This window comes from Geodermatophilus sp. DSM 44513 (assembly GCF_032460525.1).
In the GTDB taxonomy this organism is placed as follows: domain Bacteria; phylum Actinomycetota; class Actinomycetes; order Mycobacteriales; family Geodermatophilaceae; genus Geodermatophilus.
Map to the genome: position 1 here is coordinate 1298263 of NZ_CP135963.1, position 21099 is coordinate 1319361.

At 76.4% G+C, this 21099-nt stretch carries 19 protein-coding genes; 11 read left to right on the forward strand and 8 right to left on the reverse strand.

The annotated features are described in order from the left end of the window. Window positions 1-32: 32 nt before the first annotated feature. From RTG05_RS06375 to RTG05_RS06390, 4 genes are all read right to left on the reverse strand, one after another. The gene (locus tag RTG05_RS06375) at window positions 33-1565 is read right to left on the reverse strand and encodes an ATP-binding cassette domain-containing protein (RefSeq protein ID WP_315912386.1); all 1533 of its coding nucleotides are present in this window, start codon (window positions 1563-1565) and stop codon (window positions 33-35) included. A gap of 191 nt (window positions 1566-1756) precedes the next feature. Then, complete coding sequence (locus tag RTG05_RS06380) at window positions 1757-2182, reverse strand: globin (RefSeq protein ID WP_166527938.1); 426 nt, start codon at window positions 2180-2182, stop codon at window positions 1757-1759. After that, on the reverse strand, window positions 2179-3501 hold the full coding sequence (locus tag RTG05_RS06385) for an MFS transporter (RefSeq protein WP_315912567.1): 1323 nt from the start codon (window positions 3499-3501) through the stop codon (window positions 2179-2181). The genes RTG05_RS06380 and RTG05_RS06385 overlap by 4 nt, the downstream gene beginning before the upstream one ends. Before the next feature lie 142 nt (window positions 3502-3643). Beyond that, complete coding sequence (locus RTG05_RS06390; protein ID WP_166527939.1) at window positions 3644-5728, reverse strand: prolyl oligopeptidase family serine peptidase; 2085 nt, start codon at window positions 5726-5728, stop codon at window positions 3644-3646. A gap of 209 nt (window positions 5729-5937) precedes the next feature. Between RTG05_RS06390 and RTG05_RS06395 the strand changes: the two genes are divergently transcribed. From RTG05_RS06395 to RTG05_RS06405, 3 genes are all read left to right on the forward strand, one after another. Continuing rightward, window positions 5938-6474 (forward strand): HNH endonuclease, encoded by a 537-nt coding sequence (locus RTG05_RS06395; protein WP_315912387.1) that lies wholly within the window; start codon window positions 5938-5940, stop codon window positions 6472-6474. Between the two features lie 193 nt (window positions 6475-6667). Beyond that, window positions 6668-7798, forward strand: coding sequence for a hypothetical protein (locus RTG05_RS06400; protein WP_166527940.1), 1131 nt, complete (start codon window positions 6668-6670; stop codon window positions 7796-7798). Continuing rightward, entirely contained in the window at window positions 7786-8463 is a 678-nt protein-coding gene (locus RTG05_RS06405; RefSeq protein WP_166527941.1) for a class F sortase, read from the forward strand. The genes RTG05_RS06400 and RTG05_RS06405 overlap by 13 nt, the downstream gene beginning before the upstream one ends. 82 nt (window positions 8464-8545) lie before the next feature. On the opposite strand, the gene RTG05_RS06410 is transcribed toward RTG05_RS06405, so the two are convergent. Next, on the reverse strand, window positions 8546-9802 hold the full coding sequence (locus RTG05_RS06410; protein ID WP_166527942.1) for a kynureninase: 1257 nt from the start codon (window positions 9800-9802) through the stop codon (window positions 8546-8548). 95 nt (window positions 9803-9897) lie between these two features. On the opposite strand from RTG05_RS06410, the gene RTG05_RS06415 reads away from it, so the two are divergent. The 3 genes from RTG05_RS06415 to RTG05_RS06425 all read left to right on the forward strand — a co-directional run bounded on the left by RTG05_RS06415 (window position 9898) and on the right by RTG05_RS06425 (window position 12240). Then, entirely contained in the window at window positions 9898-11322 is a 1425-nt protein-coding gene (locus RTG05_RS06415; RefSeq protein WP_315912388.1) for an amidase, read from the forward strand. A gap of 23 nt (window positions 11323-11345) precedes the next feature. Further along, complete coding sequence (locus RTG05_RS06420) at window positions 11346-11723, forward strand: aa3-type cytochrome oxidase subunit CtaJ (RefSeq protein ID WP_166527944.1); 378 nt, start codon at window positions 11346-11348, stop codon at window positions 11721-11723. Between the two features lie 97 nt (window positions 11724-11820). Further along, a complete protein-coding gene (locus tag RTG05_RS06425) occupies window positions 11821-12240 on the forward strand; it encodes a DUF5130 family protein (RefSeq protein WP_166527945.1) in 420 nt (139 codons plus the stop codon). 159 nt (window positions 12241-12399) lie between these two features. On the opposite strand, the gene pepN is transcribed toward RTG05_RS06425, so the two are convergent. Continuing rightward, window positions 12400-14952, reverse strand: a complete 2553-nt coding sequence (gene pepN / locus RTG05_RS06430; protein ID WP_166527946.1) for an aminopeptidase N — start codon at window positions 14950-14952, stop codon at window positions 12400-12402. A 113-nt stretch (window positions 14953-15065) separates the two neighbouring features. On the opposite strand from pepN, the gene RTG05_RS06435 reads away from it, so the two are divergent. Both RTG05_RS06435 and RTG05_RS06440 read left to right on the forward strand, forming a co-directional pair. Further along, window positions 15066-15734 (forward strand): mycothiol-dependent nitroreductase Rv2466c family protein, encoded by a 669-nt coding sequence (locus RTG05_RS06435; RefSeq protein WP_208104826.1) that lies wholly within the window; start codon window positions 15066-15068, stop codon window positions 15732-15734. 56 nt (window positions 15735-15790) lie between these two features. Continuing rightward, complete coding sequence (locus RTG05_RS06440; RefSeq protein WP_166527947.1) at window positions 15791-16546, forward strand: SDR family oxidoreductase; 756 nt, start codon at window positions 15791-15793, stop codon at window positions 16544-16546. A 65-nt stretch (window positions 16547-16611) separates the two neighbouring features. Here RTG05_RS06440 and RTG05_RS06445 read toward each other — a convergent pair whose 3' ends face one another. Both RTG05_RS06445 and RTG05_RS06450 read right to left on the reverse strand, forming a co-directional pair. Continuing rightward, complete coding sequence (locus RTG05_RS06445) at window positions 16612-17406, reverse strand: MBL fold metallo-hydrolase (protein WP_315912389.1); 795 nt, start codon at window positions 17404-17406, stop codon at window positions 16612-16614. After that, entirely contained in the window at window positions 17403-18083 is a 681-nt protein-coding gene (locus RTG05_RS06450) for a DUF429 domain-containing protein (protein WP_166527948.1), read from the reverse strand. The genes RTG05_RS06445 and RTG05_RS06450 overlap by 4 nt, the downstream gene beginning before the upstream one ends. Window positions 18084-18109: 26 nt before the next feature. Here RTG05_RS06450 and RTG05_RS06455 point away from each other — a divergent pair, with 26 nt between their 5' ends. From RTG05_RS06455 to RTG05_RS06465, 3 genes are all read left to right on the forward strand, one after another. Next, window positions 18110-18601 (forward strand): ribose-5-phosphate isomerase, encoded by a 492-nt coding sequence (locus RTG05_RS06455; RefSeq protein ID WP_166527949.1) that lies wholly within the window; start codon window positions 18110-18112, stop codon window positions 18599-18601. A gap of 152 nt (window positions 18602-18753) precedes the next feature. After that, window positions 18754-20433, forward strand: coding sequence for a PHP domain-containing protein (locus RTG05_RS06460; RefSeq protein WP_166527950.1), 1680 nt, complete (start codon window positions 18754-18756; stop codon window positions 20431-20433). Between the two features lie 14 nt (window positions 20434-20447). Further along, complete coding sequence (locus RTG05_RS06465) at window positions 20448-21041, forward strand: hypothetical protein (protein ID WP_166527951.1); 594 nt, start codon at window positions 20448-20450, stop codon at window positions 21039-21041. Window positions 21042-21099: the final 58 nt, after the last annotated feature.

Consider the following 21099-nt stretch of genomic DNA (forward strand, 5'->3'; position numbering starts at 1 on the left):
CCGCGAGGGGTGGGGGGCGAGGGGGTCCTCCCTCAAGCCGCGGTGGCGGCCTCGACGATCCGTGCCCGCACGGCGTCCACGGCGAGCTCGCGGGTGTCGATCCAGCGGGTGACCCGGCCGCCGGCCACGATGCCGACGCGGTCGCAGCACTCGGCCAGCTCGTCGGGGTCCACCGACACCACGACGACCGACGTCCCGTGGGCGGTGGCCTCGTCGATCAGCCGGCGCACCTGCTGGCGGGACCGTACGTCCAGGCCGCGGGTGGGCTCGTGCAGCACCACGACGTCCTGGGCCGAGGCCATCCAGCGGGCCAGCGCCAGCTTGTGCTGGTCGCCGCCGGACAGGGCGCCGAACACCGTGCGGATGCTCAGCGTCTTGACGTCGAGCTGGTGGACGGTGCGGATCACACCGCGCAGCGAGGCGATCTCCCGGCGCAGGTCGCTCAGCGCCCCCCACGGCTCCTTGGTGAGCGTCCGGGCGATCGTCTCGCCGGGGTCGACCCCGTAGGCGTCGTCGTCGGGGTGGTAGGCGGGCAGCCGCAGGGCCTCGGCCGCCGCCGGGCCGAGCGTGCGGGGCTCGCCGTGCAGCACGAGCTCGTCGGTGACGGCCGGCAGCTCCCCGGTGAGGGCCCCGGCGATCTCGCGGACGCCCGAGGAGCGGCGGCCGGTCAGCCCGACCACCTCGCCGTGCCGCAGCAGCAGGTCGACCCCCTCGACCCGGCCGGGCACCCGCAGGTTGCGGACCCGCAGGGCCACGTCGTCGTCGGCGGGCGCCGGCCAGGTCGAGGTGCGCACCGGGACGTCCTCCCGCGCGGACCGCGCCGGGCCGGCGGCCACCCGGGGGGCCGGCAGGGACACCGGCCCGCCCACCGTCTCCCCGGCCAGCCGGACCGGGTCCAGGGCGTCCGCGGGGCTGTCCAGGGCGATCACCCCGTCGCGCAGCACCAGCACCCGGTCGACCACCTCGAGCATCTCCGGCAGCCGGTGGCTGATGTAGAGCACGCCGCGCCCCTGCTGGCTCAGCCGGGCGGCGACCGCGTGCAGCCGGGTGACCTCCAGGGGCAGCAGCGCCGCCGACACCTCGTCGAGCACGACCAGCCGGGTGTCCTCGGCGAGCACCCGCGCGGTCTCCACCAGGTTGTGCACGAAGTGCGGCAGGTCCCCGACGCGGGTGTCCGGGTCCACGTCGAGGCCGACCTCGGCCAGCAGTCCCTGCACGTGCCTGCGCAGCTCCGGCTCGGGCGCCCCGGCGTGCGGGGTGCCGCGCACCACGGCTCGGGCGACGGTCAGCCCGGGGTCGATGTGCACCTGCTGCTCGACGACGCCGACGCCGAGGGAGCGGGCGTCGTCGACGGACAGGGGGGCATACGGGTGGCCCAGCAGCGTCATCCGGCCGCAGTCGGCCGCCGTGATGCCGGCGAGGACGTCGCCGAGGGTGGACTTGCCGGCCCCGTTGGTGCCGACCAGCCCGACGATCTCGCCGGCGGCGATGGTGAAGGACACGTCGCGGAGGACGCGTCGTCCCCCGAAGGACTTCCTCAGACCCTCGACCTGCAGCAACGCCATGGGTGGGCGGGCCTCCCCGGAGAGGGCCCCGACCACGGAGGGAGGGCCGCGGTGTCACTGTCCTCGCAACGCTGCGTTACGGCTCCGATGCTACCCGGTGGCGTCGGCGGCGCCTCCCGGAGCCACCGGGCGGCGGCCCCGTCCCGGGGCCCGCCGCGGGCTCGCGGGCGGTGGGCAGGGCGGGGCCTCCGTCAGCCGGTGGACAGGCCGCCGGGGGCGTCGTCGGGCCAGCGGTTCTGCATGCTGCGCGCGGCCATCTCCATGTACCCCCACAGCGTGGCGTCCTGCTCCGGGGTCAGCTCCAGGGTGTCGACGGCGGCGCGCATGTTGCGCAGCCACGCGTCGCGCTCGGCGGGGCCGATGGCGAACGGCGCGTGCCGCATGCGCAGCCGGGGGTGGCCACGGGCGTCGGAGTAGGTGGTCGGGCCGCCCCAGTACTGCTCGAGGAACGCGCGCAGCCGCAGCTCCGCGCCCGCCCAGTCGTCCTGCGGGTACAGCGGGGCGAGCACCGGGTCGCGGCGGACGCCGTCGTAGAACGAGGCCACGAGCCGGGCGAACGTCGGTGCGCCGCCGACCTCCTGGTAGAAGGTCCGCGCCGACGGCAGGGAGCGGCTCATGCCCTCGATGGTCCCGCAGGGGGCGGGGCCGCTGCCACGTGACCCTGGGTACGGGCGTACCCGAGCAGCGGCGGCGCGACGGCCAGCAGGCCGAGCGCGCCGACAGCGGCGACCACCGCGCCGGCCGAGACGCCCTCGGCCGCGGCCCCGGCGGCGAGCACGCCGATGCCCTGGACGCCGTAGAGCCCGCTGACCGCGACCCCGAAGGCGCGCCCGCGGTAGGCCGACGGCACCGCCTGCACGAAGGCGACGTTGAGCGGGATGGTCCAGGCCGCGCCGAGGCCGGCGACGAACAGCAGCGCGACGACCGCGGCGTGGGCGCCCTGGCCCGGCGCGCCCCAGACGGTGACCAGCCCGGCGAGCAGGACCGGCACCAGCGAGAGCACCACCAGGGCCGGCACCAGTTGCTCGCGGCGCTGCTGGGTGAGGGCGCGGGCGACGAGCAGCCCGCCGACGGTGACCCCCGCCGGGTTGGCCGCCAGCAGGACGCCGACCTGCGCCGGCCCCTGGCCGAGCTCGGCGACCAGGGGCGCGGCGACCCCCTCCGGGGCGGTGCCGAACAGGGTGCCCACCCACGTCACGGCGATGATCGCCCGCAGCCGCGGTGCGCGGCCGATCACCCGCAGGCCCTCGGCGGCGTCCCGCCACATCGACCGCGGCCCCGGGGGGCCGTCGCCGTGGCCGCCGTCCGGTGCCGGACGGCGGGTCAGCCGGGCCCACAGCCACACCGCCGAGACCGCGAAGGTGGCCGCGTCGACCAGCAGCGCCACGGACGGGTCGAACACCGCGACCAGCGCGCCGCCGAGCACGAACCCGAGGACCTGGGCCACCTGGGAGCCGACGTTGGTCAGGGACGTGGCCAGGGCGTACCGCTCGCCGTCGAGCACGTCGGCCACGAGCGCGGAGCGGGCGGACTCGAACGGCGGCCCGCAGGTGGCCACCACCAGCAGCAGTCCGAGCAGCACCGGCAGCGGCGTGCCCGGCACCGCCATCCCCGCGACCAGCACCGCCCGGGCGGCGTCGGTGGCGATGAGCACCCGGTGGCGGGGGAACCGGTCGGCCAGGGTGGACAGCAGCGGCCCGCCCAGCAGCCACGGCAGGTAGCTGATCGCGAAGGTCACCGCCGACAGCAGGGGCGAGTCGGTGCGCTGGTAGACCAGCACGGTCAGCGCCACGCGGGCGAGCTCGTCGCCGATGGTCGACAGCAGGTAGGTGCCGAACAGCGGCCGGAACTCACCGACGGCGAACAGCCCGCGGAAGGTCGCCGGCCGGGGGGCGGCGCCGGCGGGGCTGTCCCCGGCCGGCGCGCGGCCGCTCAGCGCGCCCTCCCCGGCGGCACGGGCGTCCCGGTGCCTCTGGGCGTGGCTGTCGTCACGGAGGGTGAGCTGGTCATCACCCCGATACTGTCAGGTGCCGGAAGGGCGCCACACGGTCGCCCCCCGTCGAGCCGGACACGGCACGTCAGCCGCCCAGGCCGGTGTGCGCGGCGAGGAAGGCCAGCTGGTCGGCGGCCAGGGCCACGGTGCGGCTGACCGCGCGGGCGCCGTGCCCCACCGAGGTCTCCCGGCGCAGCAGCACCGGGGCGTCCGACGACGTGGCGTGCTGCAGCGCCGCGGCCAGCTTGCGCGCGTGCAGGGGGTCCACCCGCGTGTCGGACTCGAAGGTCGTGAACAGCACCGCGGGGTAGGCGGTGCCCGGGGCGACCCGGTGGTAGGGGGAGTAGCCCAGCAGCCAGCCCAGCTCGACCGGGTCGTCCGCGGTGCCGTACTCGTCGTTCCAGGTGCGGCCCAGGCCGAAGCGCTCGTAGCGGACCATGTCCAGCAGCGGCGCGCTGCAGACGACGGCGGCGGCGAGGTCCGGGCGCTGGGTGAGCGTCGCCCCGACCAGCAGCCCGCCGTTGGACCCGCCCATCACCGCCAGCTGCCCGTGCGTCGTCCAGCCCTGCGCGACCAGGTGCTCCCCGGCGGCGGCGAAGTCGTCGAAGACGTTCTGCTTGCGCTCGCGCATCCCGGCGCGGTGCCACTCCTCGCCGTGCTCGGAGCCGCCGCGCAGGTTGGCCACCGCCCACACCCCGCCGGCGGCCACCCAGGCCAGCGCCTGGGCCGAGTAGCCGGGGGTGAGGGCCACGTTGAAGCCGCCGTAGCCGTAGAGCACCGTGGGCCGCGGCCGGTCGGGCACGCCGTCGGCGGACAGCACGAACAGGTGGACCGGCGTCCCGTCGGCCGAGGTCGCGTGCGTCTCCACCACCTGCAGCGCGGGCACCTCCCCGGCCACCGGGGCCTGCTCCCCGGGGGTCAGGGCGGTCGGGTCGGCGGCGTCCCAGCGCAGCACCGACGGCGGGGTGGCGTAGTCGGTGTACCCGACCCACGCCGTCGTCCCGCCCTCCGGGGGCGCGCTGACGCCGGAGACGCTGCCCGGCGGGAGGGCGGTCACGCCGGCCACCCGGCCGGAGCCGTTCCCGGCCCACAGCGACAGCCGGTCGGTGGCGTCCACCGAGTGCACGGCGAGCACCTGCAGCGCGCCGTCCGGGCCGTCGACGAGGGCCACGTCGGTCAGCACGCCGTCGTCGGACTGCGGGACGACGTCCTGCCAGGCCTCCGGCGCCCAGCTCGTGGGGTCGGCCGGGTCGGCCACGGCCAGCCGCCAGCGGGGCGTGCCGCGGTCGCTCATCAGCCACAGCCGGCCGTCGCGGGCGACCCAGGCGGCGGTCTGCGCGTCCACGCCCACCTGCAGCTCGCGCAGCGCAGGCGTCCCGCCGTCCGGTGTCGTCGCCAGGTCGGCCAGCCAGACGTCGTCGCGTGGGGCGGTGCCCGCCGAGGCCGAGACGGTCAGCCAGCGGCCGTCCCGGCTGGTGCGCACGCCGTAGTAGTTGGTGAGTTCCAGCCCCTCCCCGTGGACCAGGACGTCGCCGTCCGGGTCGGCGCCCACCCGGTGGCGCCACACGCGGCGGTGGAACTGCTCCTCGCCGGCGGGGACGGCGTCGGGGGCCAGCCGGCGGACGTAGAACAGCTCCTCGCCGCCGGGCAGCCAGGCGACGGGGGAGTAGCGGCACCGGTCGACCGGCCCGTCCAGCTGCTCGCCGGTGGCCACGTCGAGGACGTACAGCCGCGACTCCTCGTCGCCGCCGGTGGACAGCTGGTAGGCCAGCCGGTCGCCCTCCCAGGACGGCGACCAGGCGTCCAGGGTGGTGGTGCCGGCGGGGTCGAGCGCCATGGGGTCGACCAGCACGCGGGTGCTGCCGTCGGGCTCGCGGACGCGGAGGACGGCGTGCTCCTGGCCGGGGTCGCGGCGGGTGGAGAAGGCCCGCCCGCCCCGCCAGACCGGGACGCCGACGGCCCCGGCGTGCACCAGCTCGGCGAGCCGGGCGGCGAAGCGCTCGCGCAGCGGCAGCGTGCCCAGCGCGGCGGCGGCCAGCTCGTCCTGGGCGGCGGTCCAGGACACCGTCCGCGGGTCGGTGGGGTCCTCCAGCCAGCGGTGGGGGTCGGCGACGGCGTGTCCGTGCAGGTGCTCGACCAGGTCGAGCCGGGGGGCCTCGGGGTAGCGCACGGGCCCACGGTAGTGACGCCCGCCGGACGCGCCCGGGGGCCCAGGGCCGATCCCGGGAGCGCGCGGGCCGGATCGCAGGTCAGAATGGGGCACGCCCGCGGGTCGCACTGCACCCGGCGCGCGGCCTCGGGCGCCGGAGGTGCCCCGTGCCGCGTCCCGCCCACGGGTCGCCCGCAGGCCAGCCAGGTCCGCGGCGCGACCCCCGTCCGTTGCCCGCCGTCCCGTCGCGGACCACCGCTGCCGCGACGCTGCTGCTCAACGCCACCTACGAGCCGCTGTGCGTCGTGTCCAGCCGGCGCGCGATCGTCCTGGTGCTCGCCGACAAGGCGGTCTCGGTGCACAGCGCGCCCGAGGAGGTGCACGCCGAGACCCTGTCCCTGCCGGTGCCGGTCGTGGTGCGCCTGACCCGCTACGTCCGCGTGCCCTACCCGGCCCAGGTGCCGCTGTCCCGGCGGGCGGTGTTCCACCGGGACGCCTCGACCTGCGTCTACTGCGGCGGCTCGGCCACCAGCATCGACCACGTCGTCCCGCGCAGCCGCGGGGGCACGCACAGCTGGGACAACGTCGTCGCCGCCTGCCGCCGGTGCAACCACACCAAGGCCGACCGGTCGCTGGCCGAGCTCGGCTGGAAGCTGCCGCACCCGCCGCGGACGCCGAGCGGCGCGGCCTGGCGGCTGCTCGGGGCCCGTGCCGTCGACCCGCGCTGGCGGGAGTGGCTGGGGATGCCGGAGAGCGTGTCCGCGTAGCAGCCCGGTCCCCGCCGTCCGGTGCCGGTGGGGCGGCTGGGCACGGAGGGGCCCCACCCGACCCTCCGGCAGCTCCCGCCCCACGTGTCACACCTCGAGGCCCTCGCTACGCAGCGGAACCACTACGTGACGTTACGTTCCGACGGCAGCCAGCGCCGCTGGGGCGCTGCGGTCGCCGGAAGGTGTCCCCCTCATGTCCCGCACCACCACGTCCCGCCGGCCGACGGTGCAGCGGCTGGCCCTCGCCGGCATCGGTTCCGCCGTCCTGCTCGTCGGCATCGCGTCCCCCGCGGCCGCCGCCGAGCCCCTGGTCGTCCCGCTCGCCCCCACCGAGGTCGCGCTGGGCACCGTCCCGGTGGAGAACTTCCCCGACATGGACCCGATGACCGACCCCATGGCCGACCTGGCAACGATCGACCCCACCCCCGTCCCGGTGCAGTTCGGCGACACCCTCACCGTCGAGCTGCCCGACGTCCTCAATGCCTCCGCGGCCGTGGTCGAACTGGCCGTCGACACCGATGGTGACAGCGCGCCGGACGGCACCTACTCCTCGGCGCCGACGGGGACTCAGCTCCCGCTCACGGTGAGCCGGGTGGACGCCGACACGGTCACGGTCGTCCTGCCCACGGGCACCGGCACGGCGACCGCCGTCCTCACCCTCGAGCCGGTCACGACCACCCTCGGGGCGGGCTTCACCTTCGTCGACCCGGTCGAGTACGCCCTCGCCCTCGGGGACACCGCGCTCGACCCGGTGACCGTGGAACCGTTGCTGCTCGCGGTCTCCGGGACGCTGTGCGCCGCTCCTGCCGACTGCACCGTGACCGCCGGCTCGACCGTCACCCTGGACCTGACCGCGGGGTCGCTGCTGCGCGGCCTGGGCATCACCGACCTCGCCGAGGCGGTGGTCGTCCTCCAGGGGGTCGACGCCGAGGCCAACCCGGTCGGCGAGCCCGTCCTCCTCACGCTCCAGGCCGCCGGCTCGACGGCGACCGTCGTCGTCCCCGCCGACCTGCCGGCCGGCACCTACGCGCTCGGGGTCGTGCAGGAGACCCCGTCCGGTGACGTCTCCGTCTTCGGCGCCGAGCTCGCCGTGACGCCGGCGCCCGCCCCGCCGGTGACTGCGTCCCCGACCCCGGCGGCTCCCACGGCGGTCAACGCCGGGCTGCGCTCCAACACCGGCGTGGAGGCCGTCGAGACCGGCTCCACCGGGACCCTCGCCGCCGTCGCCGGTGCCGGCCTGCTGGCCGCTGCCGGCGTGGGTGGCGTCGCCGTGGCCCGCTCCCGTCGCCGGGCGGCGGCCGAGGGCGGCACGTGCGCCGACTGACCGGCGCGGGCCCGCTGCCCGGCGCCCTCACCGGGGTCGCCGCCGTCGGGCTCGCCGGCGCCGCGCTGCTCGCCATCGGCCTGTCCGGTGGCGAGCAGCCGGCCGCGGCCGCCGGGTCCCCCGACCCGGCGGCCGCGGTCACCGCGGCACCCCTGCCCGCCGAGGAGGCCCAACCCACGCTGCCGCCGGAGGGGGTCGCCCTGCCGACGCCGTCCTCCGACGTGCACCTGGTCGTGCCCGCCCTGGCCCTGGACCTGCCGGTGCTCCCGCACGTCCCGCGCAACGGGGCGATCAACCCCCCGACGCTGACCGCCGCCTACTGGCTGGACCCCTACGGCGACCCGGTCGGCACCGCCGCCGACGCCGACAACACCCTCTACCTGGCCGCGCACTCCACGGGCACCGGGGAGTACGGCTTCGACCCGCTGATGGAGACCGACGGCGGCGGCAGCACCCTGGCCGCCGGCGACGTCCTCGAGGTCAGCACGCCGCAGGGGACGGTCGGTTACACCGTCGAGCGCACCGAGCGGTACGCCAAGGGCGAGCTGGCCGGGGCCACCGAGGTGTGGGAGAAGGCGCCCGGGCGGCTGGTGCTCATCACCTGCTTCCAGCGCGGCGGCGGCCGCGCCTCCACCGAGAACCTGGTCGTCTTCGCCGAATCATGACGCCCTGGCGACGTGCTGGAACGGCCCTCGTGCAGGGGCCCGCCGCGAGCGTGCGAGCGGTGGGGGGCACGAGGGTCCTCCGTCAGGTGACGCGGGCGCGCTCGGCGGGGTAGCCCTCGTGCGCCCCGGTGGCGAGCACGTCGCGGGCGCACGCCATCGCGTCCCAGACGTCGACGGAGCGGGTGTAGAGCGGCGCGAGGCCCAGCCGCACCCGGTCGGGGGTGCGGAAGTCCGGGACCACGCCGCGGTCGACGAGCGCCTGGGTGAGCTGCCAGGCGCGCGGGTGGGCCAGTGTCACGTGCGACCCGCGGCGGGCCGGGTCACGCGGAGAGGCCAGCGCCACCCCGTGCGGGGCCAGCCAGGCGTCGGCGAGGGCGACGGCGAGCTCGCCGAGCCCCCGGCCCTTCGCCGCCAGCCGGTCCACGCCGGCCTCGGCCACCAGCGCGGCGCCCACCTCGACGGCCACCGTGGCCAGCACCGGCGGCGTCCCGACGGCGAACCGCTCCACGCCGGGCACCGGGTCGTAGACCGGGCCCATGGCGAACTGGTCGCGCTGGCCGAACCAGCCCCAGATCGGCTGGCGCAGCTGCTCCTGCAGCTCCTTGCGCACGTAGAGGAACGCCGGCGCGCCGGGCCCGCCGTTCAGGTACTTGTAGGTGCACCCGACGGCGAGGTCGACGCCGTTCGCCGCCAGGTCGACCGGCACCGCCCCCGCGGCGTGCGACAGGTCCCACACCACCAGCGCGCCGGCGTCCCGCGCCAGCCCGGTCAGCTGACGGACGTCGACCAGCGCCCCGGAGCGGTAGGCGACCGCGGACAGCACGACGACGGCGACCCGCCCGTCCAGCGCGCCGGCCAGCACGCCCGCGTCCAGCCCCTCGTCGATGTCGGCGGGGACCTCCCGCACCGTCATCCCGCGCGCCTGCGCCACTCCGGCGACGACGTAGCGGTCGGTGGGGAAGTCGTCGGCGCAGCAGACCAGCACGTCGCGGCCCGGCCGGGCGTCCGCGGCGGCGACCAGCAGCTTGAAGAGGTCGACGGTGGTGGAGTCGCTGACCAGCACCTCGCCGGGGCGCGCGCCCAGGACGCCGGTGGCCAGCAGGTCACCGACCCGGGCGGCCTGTCCGATCCACCCCCGCCACGAGCCGACCAGCCCGCGCCCCCACTCCTCCGCGACCGCCCGGGCCAGCACGGCCGGCGTCGCCACCGGCATCCGGCCCAGCGAGTTGCCGTCCAGGTAGAGCAGGCCGTCGGTCCCGGCGCCGGCGAACCGGTCGCGGAAGCCGGCCAGCGGGTCGGCGGCGTCGCAGGCCTCGGCGGCGGCGCGGGAGAGGTCCACGCCGTCCTGTGTACCGACGTCCGGCCGTCCGCGCGCGGAAGGCCATGAGTGGCACCGTCCGCGCGCACGGACGGGAGGCCCTAGCGTCGGGCCCCGTGACCCAGCTGCACGACCTGACCGCGCTCGAGCAGGCCGCCGCCGTCCGCGCCGGGGAGGTGAGCCCGGTCGAGCTGGTCGAGCACGCGCTGGCCCGCATCGAGGCGCGCGACGCCGGGCTCGGCGCCTTCCTCACCCTGACCCCCGAGCGCGCGCTGGACCGGGCCCGCCGCGCCGAGGCCCGGGTGCGCGACGGCGGCGAGCTGCCCCCGCTGCTCGGCGTCCCGACCGCGATCAAGGACCTCAACAACACCGCCGGCGTCCGGACGACGTTCGGCTGCACCGTCTTCGCCGACAACGTGCCCACCGTGACCGACGCCGTCGTGACCCGGCTGGCCGACGCCGGGACGATCAGCCTGGGCAAGACCAACACCCCCGAGTTCGGCTTCCCCTGCTACACCGACAACGACCTGGCCGGCCCGGCCCGCTGCCCGTGGGACCCCACCCGCTCGGCCGGCGGCTCCAGCGGGGGCGCGGCGGTCGCGGTCGCCGCCGGGATGCTGCCGTTCGCACAGGGCAGCGACGGCGGCGGGTCGATCCGCATCCCGGCCAGCGTCAACGGGCTGGTCGGCATCAAGCCCAGCCGCGGGCGGGTGAGCAACGCGCCGCTCGGCGGCGACGTGACCGGGCTGGGCACCAACGGGCCGCTGGCGCGCACCGTGCGCGACGCCGCGGCGATGATGGACGCGATGGCCGGGCCGGTCACCGGCGACGCGCAGTGGGCGCCGCCGCTGCCACCGGGGGAGACGTTCCTCGGTGCCGCCGACCGGCTCCCCGGCCGGCTGCGGATCGGCCGCTACACCGAGTCGCCCATGCCCGACGCCGGGCTGGAGCCGGCCGTGCAGGCCGCCTTCGACGACGCCGCCGGGCTGCTGGCCGACCTCGGGCACGACGTCGAGGACGTGCCGCCGGGGCTGCTCGACGCCGACGTGCTGCCCGCCTTCGAGCGGGTGTGGAGCCTGTCGGGGACGCTGCTGCCGGTGCCGCAGGCTCGCCTCGGCGAGCTGCGGCCGCTCACCCGGGAGCTGCGCAGCCGCGGGCTGGCGCTGTCCGCGCAGGCGGCCATGGAGGCGCTGACCGCGCTGCGGCTGTTCGCCCGCCGCTTCCTCACCGCCACCGCCGGCTTCGACGTGCTGCTCGCCCCGGTCACCACGATGACGCCCCGGCCGCTGGGCTGGTTCGACGCCGACGGGGACGGCGCGGCGGACTTCGCCCGGCAGGAGGAGTACGCCGCCTTCACCGCGGTGTTCAACGTGACCGGTCAGCCGGCGGTGAGCGTGCCGCTGTCCTGGACGCCGGGCGGGCTGCCGGTCGGCACGATGCTGGTGGGGCGTCCCGCCGACGAGGTCACCCTGGTCGCGCTGGCCGCGCAGTTGGAGGAGGCCCGACCCTGGGCGCACCGGCATCCGCCGGGCTGGGCCTGATCACGGCCGGTAGATTGGCACCCGTGACCGTCGTCGAGACCCTCCTCGTCTACGCGGGGGCTCCGCTGGCCGTGGTGCTCCTGCTGGCCGTGCTCACGCTGATCCCGGGGCGGCGCAGGAAGCTGCGGTACAAGCCGGGGCAGCCGTGGGAGCACGAGCCGGTCTGGTACGAGCCGCACCCGGCGGCTGGTGGCGGTGGCCACGCCGCCACCCCGGGGACCGGCGCCGCGGCGCTGGGTTCCTCGCTGTTCCCTGAGCAGGGCGGCGAGGGCACCACCGGCCGGTCGGCCGCGTCGCACTCCGGCGGCGACGGCCACCACGGCGCGACGCGGGCGCTGACCGCCGGGCCGTCGGCCGTGCTGGCCGCCCGCCCCCTCGGCGGCGCCCGCGGGACGTGGTGACCGTGCCTGTCCTGACCCCTGCGAGCCCCACCGGAGGCCGGAAGTGACCCGCGTTCTCGATGCGACGTCGCACGACACGGCGACGACGGCCGGCACCATGCCGACCCGCGCCGACCAGTCCGAGGCCCCGGACCGGATCTTCAGCTACCAGGAGCTGCTGCGCCTGGACGAGGCGCTGACCATGTCCTCCCGGGAGACCGGGCTGCGGTTCACCCTCTACATCGGCGACCTGGGCGCGCAGTCCCGCTCCCGCGCCGAGGAGCTGTTCGACCGCTCCGCGCACTCCGCCGCGGAACTGGCCGACTCCGTGCTGCTGGCCATCTCGCCCGGTCAGCGGGTGGTCGAGGTCGTCACCGGCTCCGGTGCGGCCCGCCGGCTGCCCGACCGCGCCTGCGCGCTGGCCGTGCTGTCGATGACCAACGCGTTCGCCGCCGGTGACCTGGTCGGCGGCATCGTCAACGGGCTGCGCCAACTGTCCGACCAGGCCGGCCACCCGCGGGGCCTGCGCACCCACTGAGCACTCTGTCGCCCTACCGGGCGACACCGCGGCCAGGTGCCGTCCCCGGCCGGCGTGGAGCCGCTGCCCGTGTCCCGATCGGGAGGCCCTCCGGGCCCCCGCGATCGGGCCACCCGGCCAGGTGCCGTCCCCGGCCGGCGTGGAGCCGCTGCCCGTTCCTCACCTCTCCTCGGCGGCGTCGCGCTCCCGGGCGCGCAGCGAGCGGGCGATGCCGTCGCGGCCCTCGGCGACCAGCCGGCGCAGCGGCGCGGGGTGGTCGGCGCCGGCCAGCCACGCGTCGGCGGCCTGCACGGTGCGCAGCTCGACCACCGGCGGGAACAGGTACTGCACCGCGTTCTTGGCCACCTCACCCGGACGGCGGTCCCACAGCGGGCGGACGTCGGCGAAGAACCGCTCGACGTAGCCCCCCGTCAACGCCCGCTGAGCCGGGTGCCAGAAACCCTGCAGCATCGCCTCGTGCACCGCGTTGGGCACGCTGTCGTCGGTGAAGGCCCGCGTCCAGGTCTCCTCCTTGGCCTCCGCCGTCGGCCGCAGCGCCCGGGCGGTCGCGGCGCGGCGGGCGCCGGTCGCGGTGGCGTCGCGCCGCTCCTCGGCGGTGATCTCGGCGTCCCCGGCGGCGCCGATGGCGACCAGGCCGTTGAGGAACGCCCAGCGGGCGTCGGCGTCCACCGGCAGCCCCTCGAGCACCCGCGAGCCGTCCAGCAGGCCGCGCAGCACGGCGGCGTGCGCCGGTGTGCGGGCCGCCGCGGCGAAGGTGCGCGACCACTGCAGCTGCGCGTCGCTGCCCGGTGCGGCAGCCTCGAGCGCGGCCAGCGCCTGGTCGGCCAGCGCCCGCCACCCGGTCTCGGCCCAGCGCGGGTCGGCGTAGTTGGCCAGCGCGGACTGCACCCGGCCCAGCAGTGACTGCACGACGCTGATCTCGGTCTCGGCGTGCACACCGGCCAGCACCAGGCCCACCCAGTCGCGGGCCGGCAGCTCGGCGTCCCGGGTCATGTCCCAGGCCGCCGACCAGCACAGCGCCCGCGGCAGGGAGTCCGGCATGGTGCCGATGGCCCGCTGCAGGGTGGCCAGCGACCGGTCGTCGAGCCGCAGCTTGGCGTAGGTGAGGTCGTCGTCGTTGACCAGCACCAGGTCCGCGGCGGGGGCGCCGACCAGCTCGGGCACCTCGGTGCGCCCGCCGTCGACGTCCAGCTCGACGCGGTGGGTGCGGGTCAGCCCGTCCGGCCCGGCGCTGTACAGCCCCACCGCGAGCCGGTGCCGGCGCAGCACCGGGTGCTCGGGGACGGCGGTCTGCGTGATGGCGAAGGCGCTGTACCGGCCGTCGTCGCCGAGCGCGTACACCGGGCGCAGCGTGTTGACCTGGCTGGTCTGCAGCCACTGCCGCGACCACTCCGACAGGTCGCGGCCGGTCGACTCCGACAGCGGGTCGAGCAGGTCGGCCAGCGTGGTGTTGCCCCAGGCGTGCTCGCGGAAGTAGTGCCGGATCCCGGCGAGGAACTCCTCCCGGCCCACGTAGGCGACCAGCTGCTTGAGCACCGAGGCGCCCTTGGCGTACGTGATGCCGTCGAAGTTCACCTCGACGGCGGCCACGTCGACCATGTCGGCGGCGATCGGGTGGGTCGAGGGCAGCTGGTCCTGCGCGTAGGCCCACGCCTTCTCGGTGTTGGCGAACGTCGTCCAGGCGGTCGTGTACTCGGTGGCCTCGGCCTGGCACAGCGTGGAGATGTAGGTGGCGAAGGACTCGTTGAGCCACAGGTCGTCCCACCAGCGCATGGTCACCAGGTCGCCGAACCACATGTGCGCCAGCTCGTGCAGCACCGTCTCCGCGCGCCGCTCGTACCGGGCGCGGGTGGCCCGCGAGCGGAAGACGTAGTCCTCCAGGAAGGTCACCGCGCCGGCGTTCTCCATCGCCCCGGCGTTGAACTCCGGCACGAACAGCTGGTCGTACTTGTCGAACGGGTACCGGACGCCGAACACCCGGTGGTAGAAGTCGAAGCCCTGCTTGGTGACCCGGAAGAGCTCCTCGGGGTCCAGGTGCTGCGCCAGCGAGGCGCGGCAGTACAGCCCCAGCGGGATGCCGTCGTGGGAGTCGGTGACCCGGGCGTAGGGGCCGGCGACGAGCGCCAGCAGGTAGGTCGACAGCCGCTCGGTCGGGGCGAAGTGCACGACCTGGGCACCGCCCGGGCCCTCCTCGACGGTGCGTCCCCCGGTGTTGGAGACGACCTGCCAGCCCGCCGGCGCGGTGACGTGCACCGTGTAGGTGGCCTTGAGGTCGGGCTGGTCGAAGCAGGTGAACACCCGCTTGGCGTCGGCCGGCTCGAAGTGCGTGTAGAGGTAGACCTCGCCGTCCTCCGGGTCGACGAACCGGTGCAGCCCCTCACCGGAGTTGGAGTACCGGCAGTCGGCCTCCACGACCAGCGTGTTCTCCGCGGCCAGCCCGGGCAGCGGCAGGCCCTCCTCCGCGCTGTAGCCCGCGACGTCGAGCGGGACGCCGTTGAGCGTCGCGGACCGGACGGTCTCGGCGACCAGGTCGATGGAGGTGTCCGCGCCCGGCTCCCGGCAGCTGAACCGCACCGTCGTCGTCGACCCGAAGACGTGCTCGCCGGGGTGGCCCGCACCGTCGGTGAGGTCGAAGCGGAGGTCGTAGCTGTCGACCGCCAGCAGCCCGGCGCGGGCGGCGGCGTTCTCGCGGGTCAGGTTGGGAGCGGCCACGCAGGGCAGCTTCCCACGGGCGTCCCGGCCGAACCGGACGCCGGTTGAGGGAACAACCACCGTGCCGCCCGACTTGAGGCTGCACACCGACCCGCCAGTTCGAGGAGGCACCCGTGACCGAGGCAGTGCAGAGTGCGCCGGCGAAGGCCCGCGTGGACTTCTGGTTCGACCCGCTGTGCCCGTGGGCGTGGCTGACCAGCCGCTGGGTGCTGGAGGCGGCCAAGGTCCGCGACATCGACCTGCACTGGCACGTCATGTCCCTGGCGGTGCTCAACCGCGGCCGGGACCTGCCGGAGGACTACCAGGAGATGATGCGCAAGGCGATCGGCCCGGTGCGGGTCGCGGTCGCCGCGGCGCAGCAGCACGGCGAGGAGGTCCTCGGTGACCTCTACACCGCCATGGGCACGCTGCGCCACCACGAGGGCCGCGAGATCGACGAGATCGTCGCCCCCGCGCTGGAGCGCGTCGGCCTGCCCGCCGAGCTGGCGCAGGCCGCCGACTCCACCGAGTACGACGAGGCGCTGGAGGCCAGCCACCACGCGGGCATGGACCCCGTCGGCGACGACGTCGGCACCCCGGTCATGCACATCGACGGCGTGGCGTTCTTCGGCCCGGTGATCAGCCGGGTGCCCACCGGCGAGGACGCCGGCACGGCCTTCGACGGCGCCGTCCTGCTGGCCAACCTGCCCGACTTCTGGGAGCTCAAGCGGACCCGCACCTCGGGCCCGGACATGGACTCCGTCCCCGCCGACGCCCTGCAGCTCACCCGCAGCGGAGGCTGAGCGGCGAGGATTCCTCACCCCTCGGCCTCCGCAAGAGGGTGGGGCATGCTCGGCGGGTGCCCCCACCCGTGCGCCGCCGCATCCTGGTCTCCGGCGCCAGCTCCGGCCTCGGCGAGGGCCTGGCCCGCCGGTTCGCCGCGCTGGGCCGCGACCTCGCCCTGGCCGCCCGCCGCGTCGACCGCCTGCAGGCCCTGCAGGCCGAGCTGCTCGCCGCGCACCCGGGCATCCGGGTCGAGGTCGCGGCCATGGACGTCGACGACCCGGCGTCCGTGGCCGCGGTCGTGCCCGACCTCGCCGAACGGCTGGGCGGGCTGGACCGGGTGGTCGCCAACGCCGGCATCGGCAACGGCGCCCCGATCGGCTCCGGTGCGGCCGCGGTCAACCGCGCGGTCCTGCTGACCAACGTGCTGGGCACGCACGCCCAGTGCGAGGCGGCCGTGGAGCTGTTCCGGGCCCAGGGCTCCGGGCACCTCGTCGTCGTCTCCTCGGTGGCCTCCCTCCGCGGGATGCACGGCTCGCGGGCGGCGTACGGCGCGAGCAAGGCAGCGCTGAACTCCCTCGCCGAGGCGGTCCGGGCCGACGTCCTGGGCACCGGGATCCGGGTGACCACCGTGCTGCCCGGCTACATCGCCACCGACATGAACACCGGCCGCCGCGGGCCGCTGGTCACCGACCTGGACCCCGGCGTCGACGCGCTCACCGCGGCCATCGAGCGCGAGCCGGCGCGGGCCTACGTGCCGGAGTGGCCGTGGCGGCCGGTGTCGGCGCTGCTGCGGGTGCTCCCGTTGCCCGTCCTGCGCCGGCTCACCTGAGGGAGGACCCTCCTGCCCCCCGCCACTCGCACGCTCGCGGCGGGCCCCTGCAGGAGGGCCGACACCTACCCGCCCCTCGCCTGCTCGGGACCGAGCCTGCTGGCCGCGGTCTGCATCGTCGCCGGGTCGTAGGGGCCGCGATCGAGGCGCCCGGCGCGGACGGCGGCCAGCACGGCCAGCAGCTCCTCCCGCTGGGCACCCACGAACGCCGCGTCCACGACCGCGCCGTGCCCGGGCACGACCGGTCCGCGGGCGAGGGCGTGCAGCCGACCCAGGGTCGCCGGCCACTCCGCGGGGAAGGCGTCGTCGAACGACGGCGGCGCGCCCTCCTCCACCAGGTCGCCGGCGAAGACCACCGTCGCGTCGCCGTCGGTCTCCACCTCGACCACCAGGTCGTGCGCGGTGTGCCCGCGGCCGAGGTGCAGCAGCACCACCTCGCGGCCGCCGACGTCGAGCACCGCCGTGCCGTCGACCGCGGCGTCGGGCGGGTCCAGCGGGGCCAGCCGCACCCGCTCGGCGGCCTCGCCGTCGCCGGTGGCCAGCAGCTCGGCCACCCGGGCCACCCGCTGGGCCTCGCCGGTTGCCAGCAGCTCGGCCGCACACCCCCGGGCGCCCCACACCGTCGCCGGTCGGAACGCGGCGTTGCCGAAGCAGTGGTCGAAGTGGGCGTGGGTGTTGACGGCCGTCCACGGGTGCGGCGTCACCCGCCGGACGGCGGCCACCAGGTCGGCGGCCTCGCCGAGGTCGGAGCGGGTGTCCACCACCAGGCACGCGCCGTCGCCCACGACCAGGCCGCAGTTGAGGTCCAGGGCGGCGTGCCGGCGGACGAACACCCCGTCGGCGACCTCGCGGAAGGTCACCAGCAGATCCGCATCGGCCGGCTCCGGGCGTCCCGGCGGCCGTCCCCGACGCACTGCGCCGTCCCGTCGGCGATCCGCCGGGCCGACCAGGCGGCCGCGCAGGCGTCGAGGGCGTCGACGGCCGGGACGCGCGGAGGAGCGTCCAGCAGCGCCGCGTCGACGTCCATGACGCGGCGGAGGGCGGCCAGCCGCTGCGCCATCCCGCGGGCGGTGCCCTTCGGGTCCTGGACGGCCGGCTCCATCCCCACCCGGAAGGCCAGCTCGGGGTGCACCTCGACGACGCGGTCGGTGGGCGGGTCGCCGAGGACGTCGTCCAGTGACCGGATTGCCTTGACCAACTGGAAGGCCTGGGCGGACGGGGCCCGCGGCGGATCGGTCGCGGCCCGGGACAGGGCTCGCGCCTCGGCGTAGTCGTCGGTCGCGAGCACCGCCCGGACCGGGGTGGGGAAGACGGAGCTGCCGGCCCCCAGCCCACTCAGCCGGTGCCGGGCCTCGACGTCGCAGGTCCGCACGCCGTCGTCCGACAGGCCGATCGGCATGTCGATCCCGACCACCTCGACGTCCGGCACGGCGAGGACGGCGGCGGCGTCCAGGAGCGCCACCAGGCGCACCGACCGGCCCTCCAGCAGGGCCCCCACCCAGGCGCCGCGCCAGCCGTCGACACCCAGCACCGCCACCCCGGCAGCCTGACAGACTCCCGGCCATGCGCGTCTTCGTCGGCACCGACCACGCGGGCCTGGAGTTCAAGGAGCACCTCAAGCAGGCGCTGACCGACGCCGGGCACGAGCCGGTCGACTGCGGGGCGTTCGAGTACGACGCCCAGGACGACTACCCGCCGTTCTGCTTCGAGGTCGGCGAGCGGACCGTGGTCGAGCCGGGCAGCCTCGGCGTGGTGATCGGCGGCTCGGGCAACGGGGAGCAGATCGCGGCCAACAAGGTGCCCGGCGTGCGCGCCGCGCTGGTCTGGAACCGCTCGACCGCCGAGCTGGCCCGCCAGCACAACGACGCCAACGTGGTCGCGATCGGCGCCCGCCAGCACGACGTCGAGGAGGCCACCGGGCTGGTGCTGCACTTCCTCGCCACGCCGTTCAGCGGCGAGGAGCGGCACGCCCGCCGGATCGGGCTGGTAACCGACTACGAGCAGAACCGGCACCGCCCCGCCGGCGGGCTGCCCACCCGCGAGGAACCGGTCTAGGACCGACACGCCGGGGCGACACGCGGGCGCCCCCACTGCTCACCCGCGGCTCACCCGCGCGCCACCGGGAGCACCCGGCGCGGCCACCTCCCTCCCGACGATGGGGAGCCGGACCCCCTCCGGGGGTGACCGACGACCCCGCGGGAGGGCCCATGTCCAGCCAGCACGAGCACGGCCACGACCACGCGCACGACCACCCTCACGTCCACGAGCACGACCACGGCGCGCCCTACGGCGACCTCGCCGTCCCCGACGGGGAGCTGTCACCCACCGACCTCAGCCGGCGGCGCTTCCTGCAGGCCGCCGGCGTCATCGGCGCCGCCGCGGGCCTGGGCGCGGTGGGGCTGGGCAGCGCCGCCCCGGCGGCCGCGAGCGGACGGCGGGGCAGCGGGCTGGTGTGGCTCAACGGCGACCACCACATCCACACGCAGTACAGCCCCGACGCGCTCTACACCGTGCGGACCCAGGTCGAGGAGGCCCGCCGCTACGGCACCGACTGGATGGTGATCACCGACCACGGCACCGCGGCGCACGCCCGCATCGGCGTGGAGCTCACCAACCCCGACATCCGCGCCGCCCGCGCCGACCTGCCGGACATGCTGGTGTTCCAGGGCCTGGAGTGGAACATCCCGGCCGCCGAGCACGGCACCGTGTTCGTCGCGCCCAACAGCAACGAGCTGGCCGTGCTGCAGGAGTTCGAGCAGCAGTTCGACGGGTCCGTGACCGGCACCAGCGCGGGCACGGCCGCCAACGAGGCGCACGCCGTGGCCGGCATCCGGTGGCTGGGCCAGCAGATGCTCTCCGGGCGCACGCCCAGCGCGCTGTTCCTGGCCAACCACCCCGCCCGCCGCGGCATCGACAGCCCGCACGAGATCCGCGCCTGGCAGTCCGCCGACCCGCGGGTGGCCATCGGCATGGAGGGCGCGCCCGGCCACCAGGCGGCGTCCATCCCGCTGCCCGGCGGCCCGGGGGAGGCACGCGGCTACTACGCCGGCGAGCCCGGCCCGGAGAGCTTCCCGGGCTACCCGCTGGAGTCCTACCGCACCTTCGGCGGGTTCGACTGGATGACCGCCACCGTCGGCGGGCTGTGGGACTCGCTGCTCGCCGAGGGCCGCACCTGGTTCATCACCGCCAACTCCGACTCCCACACCGTGTGGGGCGACGACCGCATCCGCCCGCCGGGCCAGGACACCCGCGAGTACTTCGACGCCAACGGCCGCTACGGCGACCCGATCTCCTCCGGCGCCCCGATCTACGACCGCGGCGACTTCTGGCCCGGGTACTACTCGCGCACCTGGGTCGGCGCCCGCGAGCGCTCCTACGGCGCGGTGATGGACGCGATGCGTGCCGGCCGGGTCTGGGTCGGGCACGGCGACCTGATCGACGGCCTGCAGGTCACCGTCTCCGGCGCTGACCGGTGGCACCACGCGGGCACCCTGGGCGAGCAGGTGCAGGTGCACCGCGGGGAGGACGTGCGCCTCAAGGCGCGCATCCGGCCGCGTCGCACACCGAACGCCAACGGCGACGTCCCGCGGCTGCGCCGGGTCGACGTGGTCGCCGGGCCGATGACCGGGCCGGCGGCCGACCCGGACACCCTCGCCGCGCCGGGCACCCGGGTGGTCGGCTCCTACGAGGTCGGCGGGACCGACGAGATCGTCGTCGAGCACGTGTTCCGCCGCGTCGAGGAGCCGTTCTACCTGCGGCTGCGCGGCACCGACGGCAACGTCAGCGCACCGGGCAGCATCGAGCCCCGGCAGGACCCGGTGGGCAACAGCGACCCGTGGCTGGACCTGTGGTTCTACAGCAACCCGGTGTTCGTCCGCGTGTCCTGAGCCGGGGCGCTCAGATGGGCTGCTGGGTCGCCGTCTGCGGCCCGGACGGTTCCTCGCTGCGGGCCCGCGCCGAGGTCGAGCACCGCGTGCTCGGCCTCGGCGCGGCCCTCGGCGGGGCTCCGTGGGTGGCCACGCACGTGGTGCGCGCGGCCACCGGCGGGCACCACGCCGGCTCCCTCGCCGCCACCGCCGACGCGGCGGCCGCCGCCGACGTGCTGGCCGGCGCGGTCGGGGCGGACCACGGCTGGGCGGTGGTCGGGGACGACGGCGTCGAGCACACCGGGGGCGCGGACGGGCACCGCGAGCACGCGGCCGCGTCGGCGGTCGCGCACCGCGACCGCACCGAGGGGCGGGTGCTGCGCTTCCCGGGGCAGGACGAGCTGCCCGCGCTGCTGCCGCTGGCCGACGTCGTGGCCACGACGGTGGTCGAGGAGGTGCTGCGGGTGGGCGTGCCCGACGACCCGGCCCTGGTGCTGCGGACCAACGGCTACGTGCGGCTGCGGCTGGCCGGCGGGCGCGTTCAGCTGCCGGTCACGCCGTGGGACGACGGCGAGGTGTGCCCCTTCGAGCAGGCCGACTCCCACCCCTGCTGCGGGGGACACCACTGAGGTGGCCTCGCTGCAGGGGCCCGCGCCGAGCGTCAGTGAGGGGTGGGGGGCAGTGGGG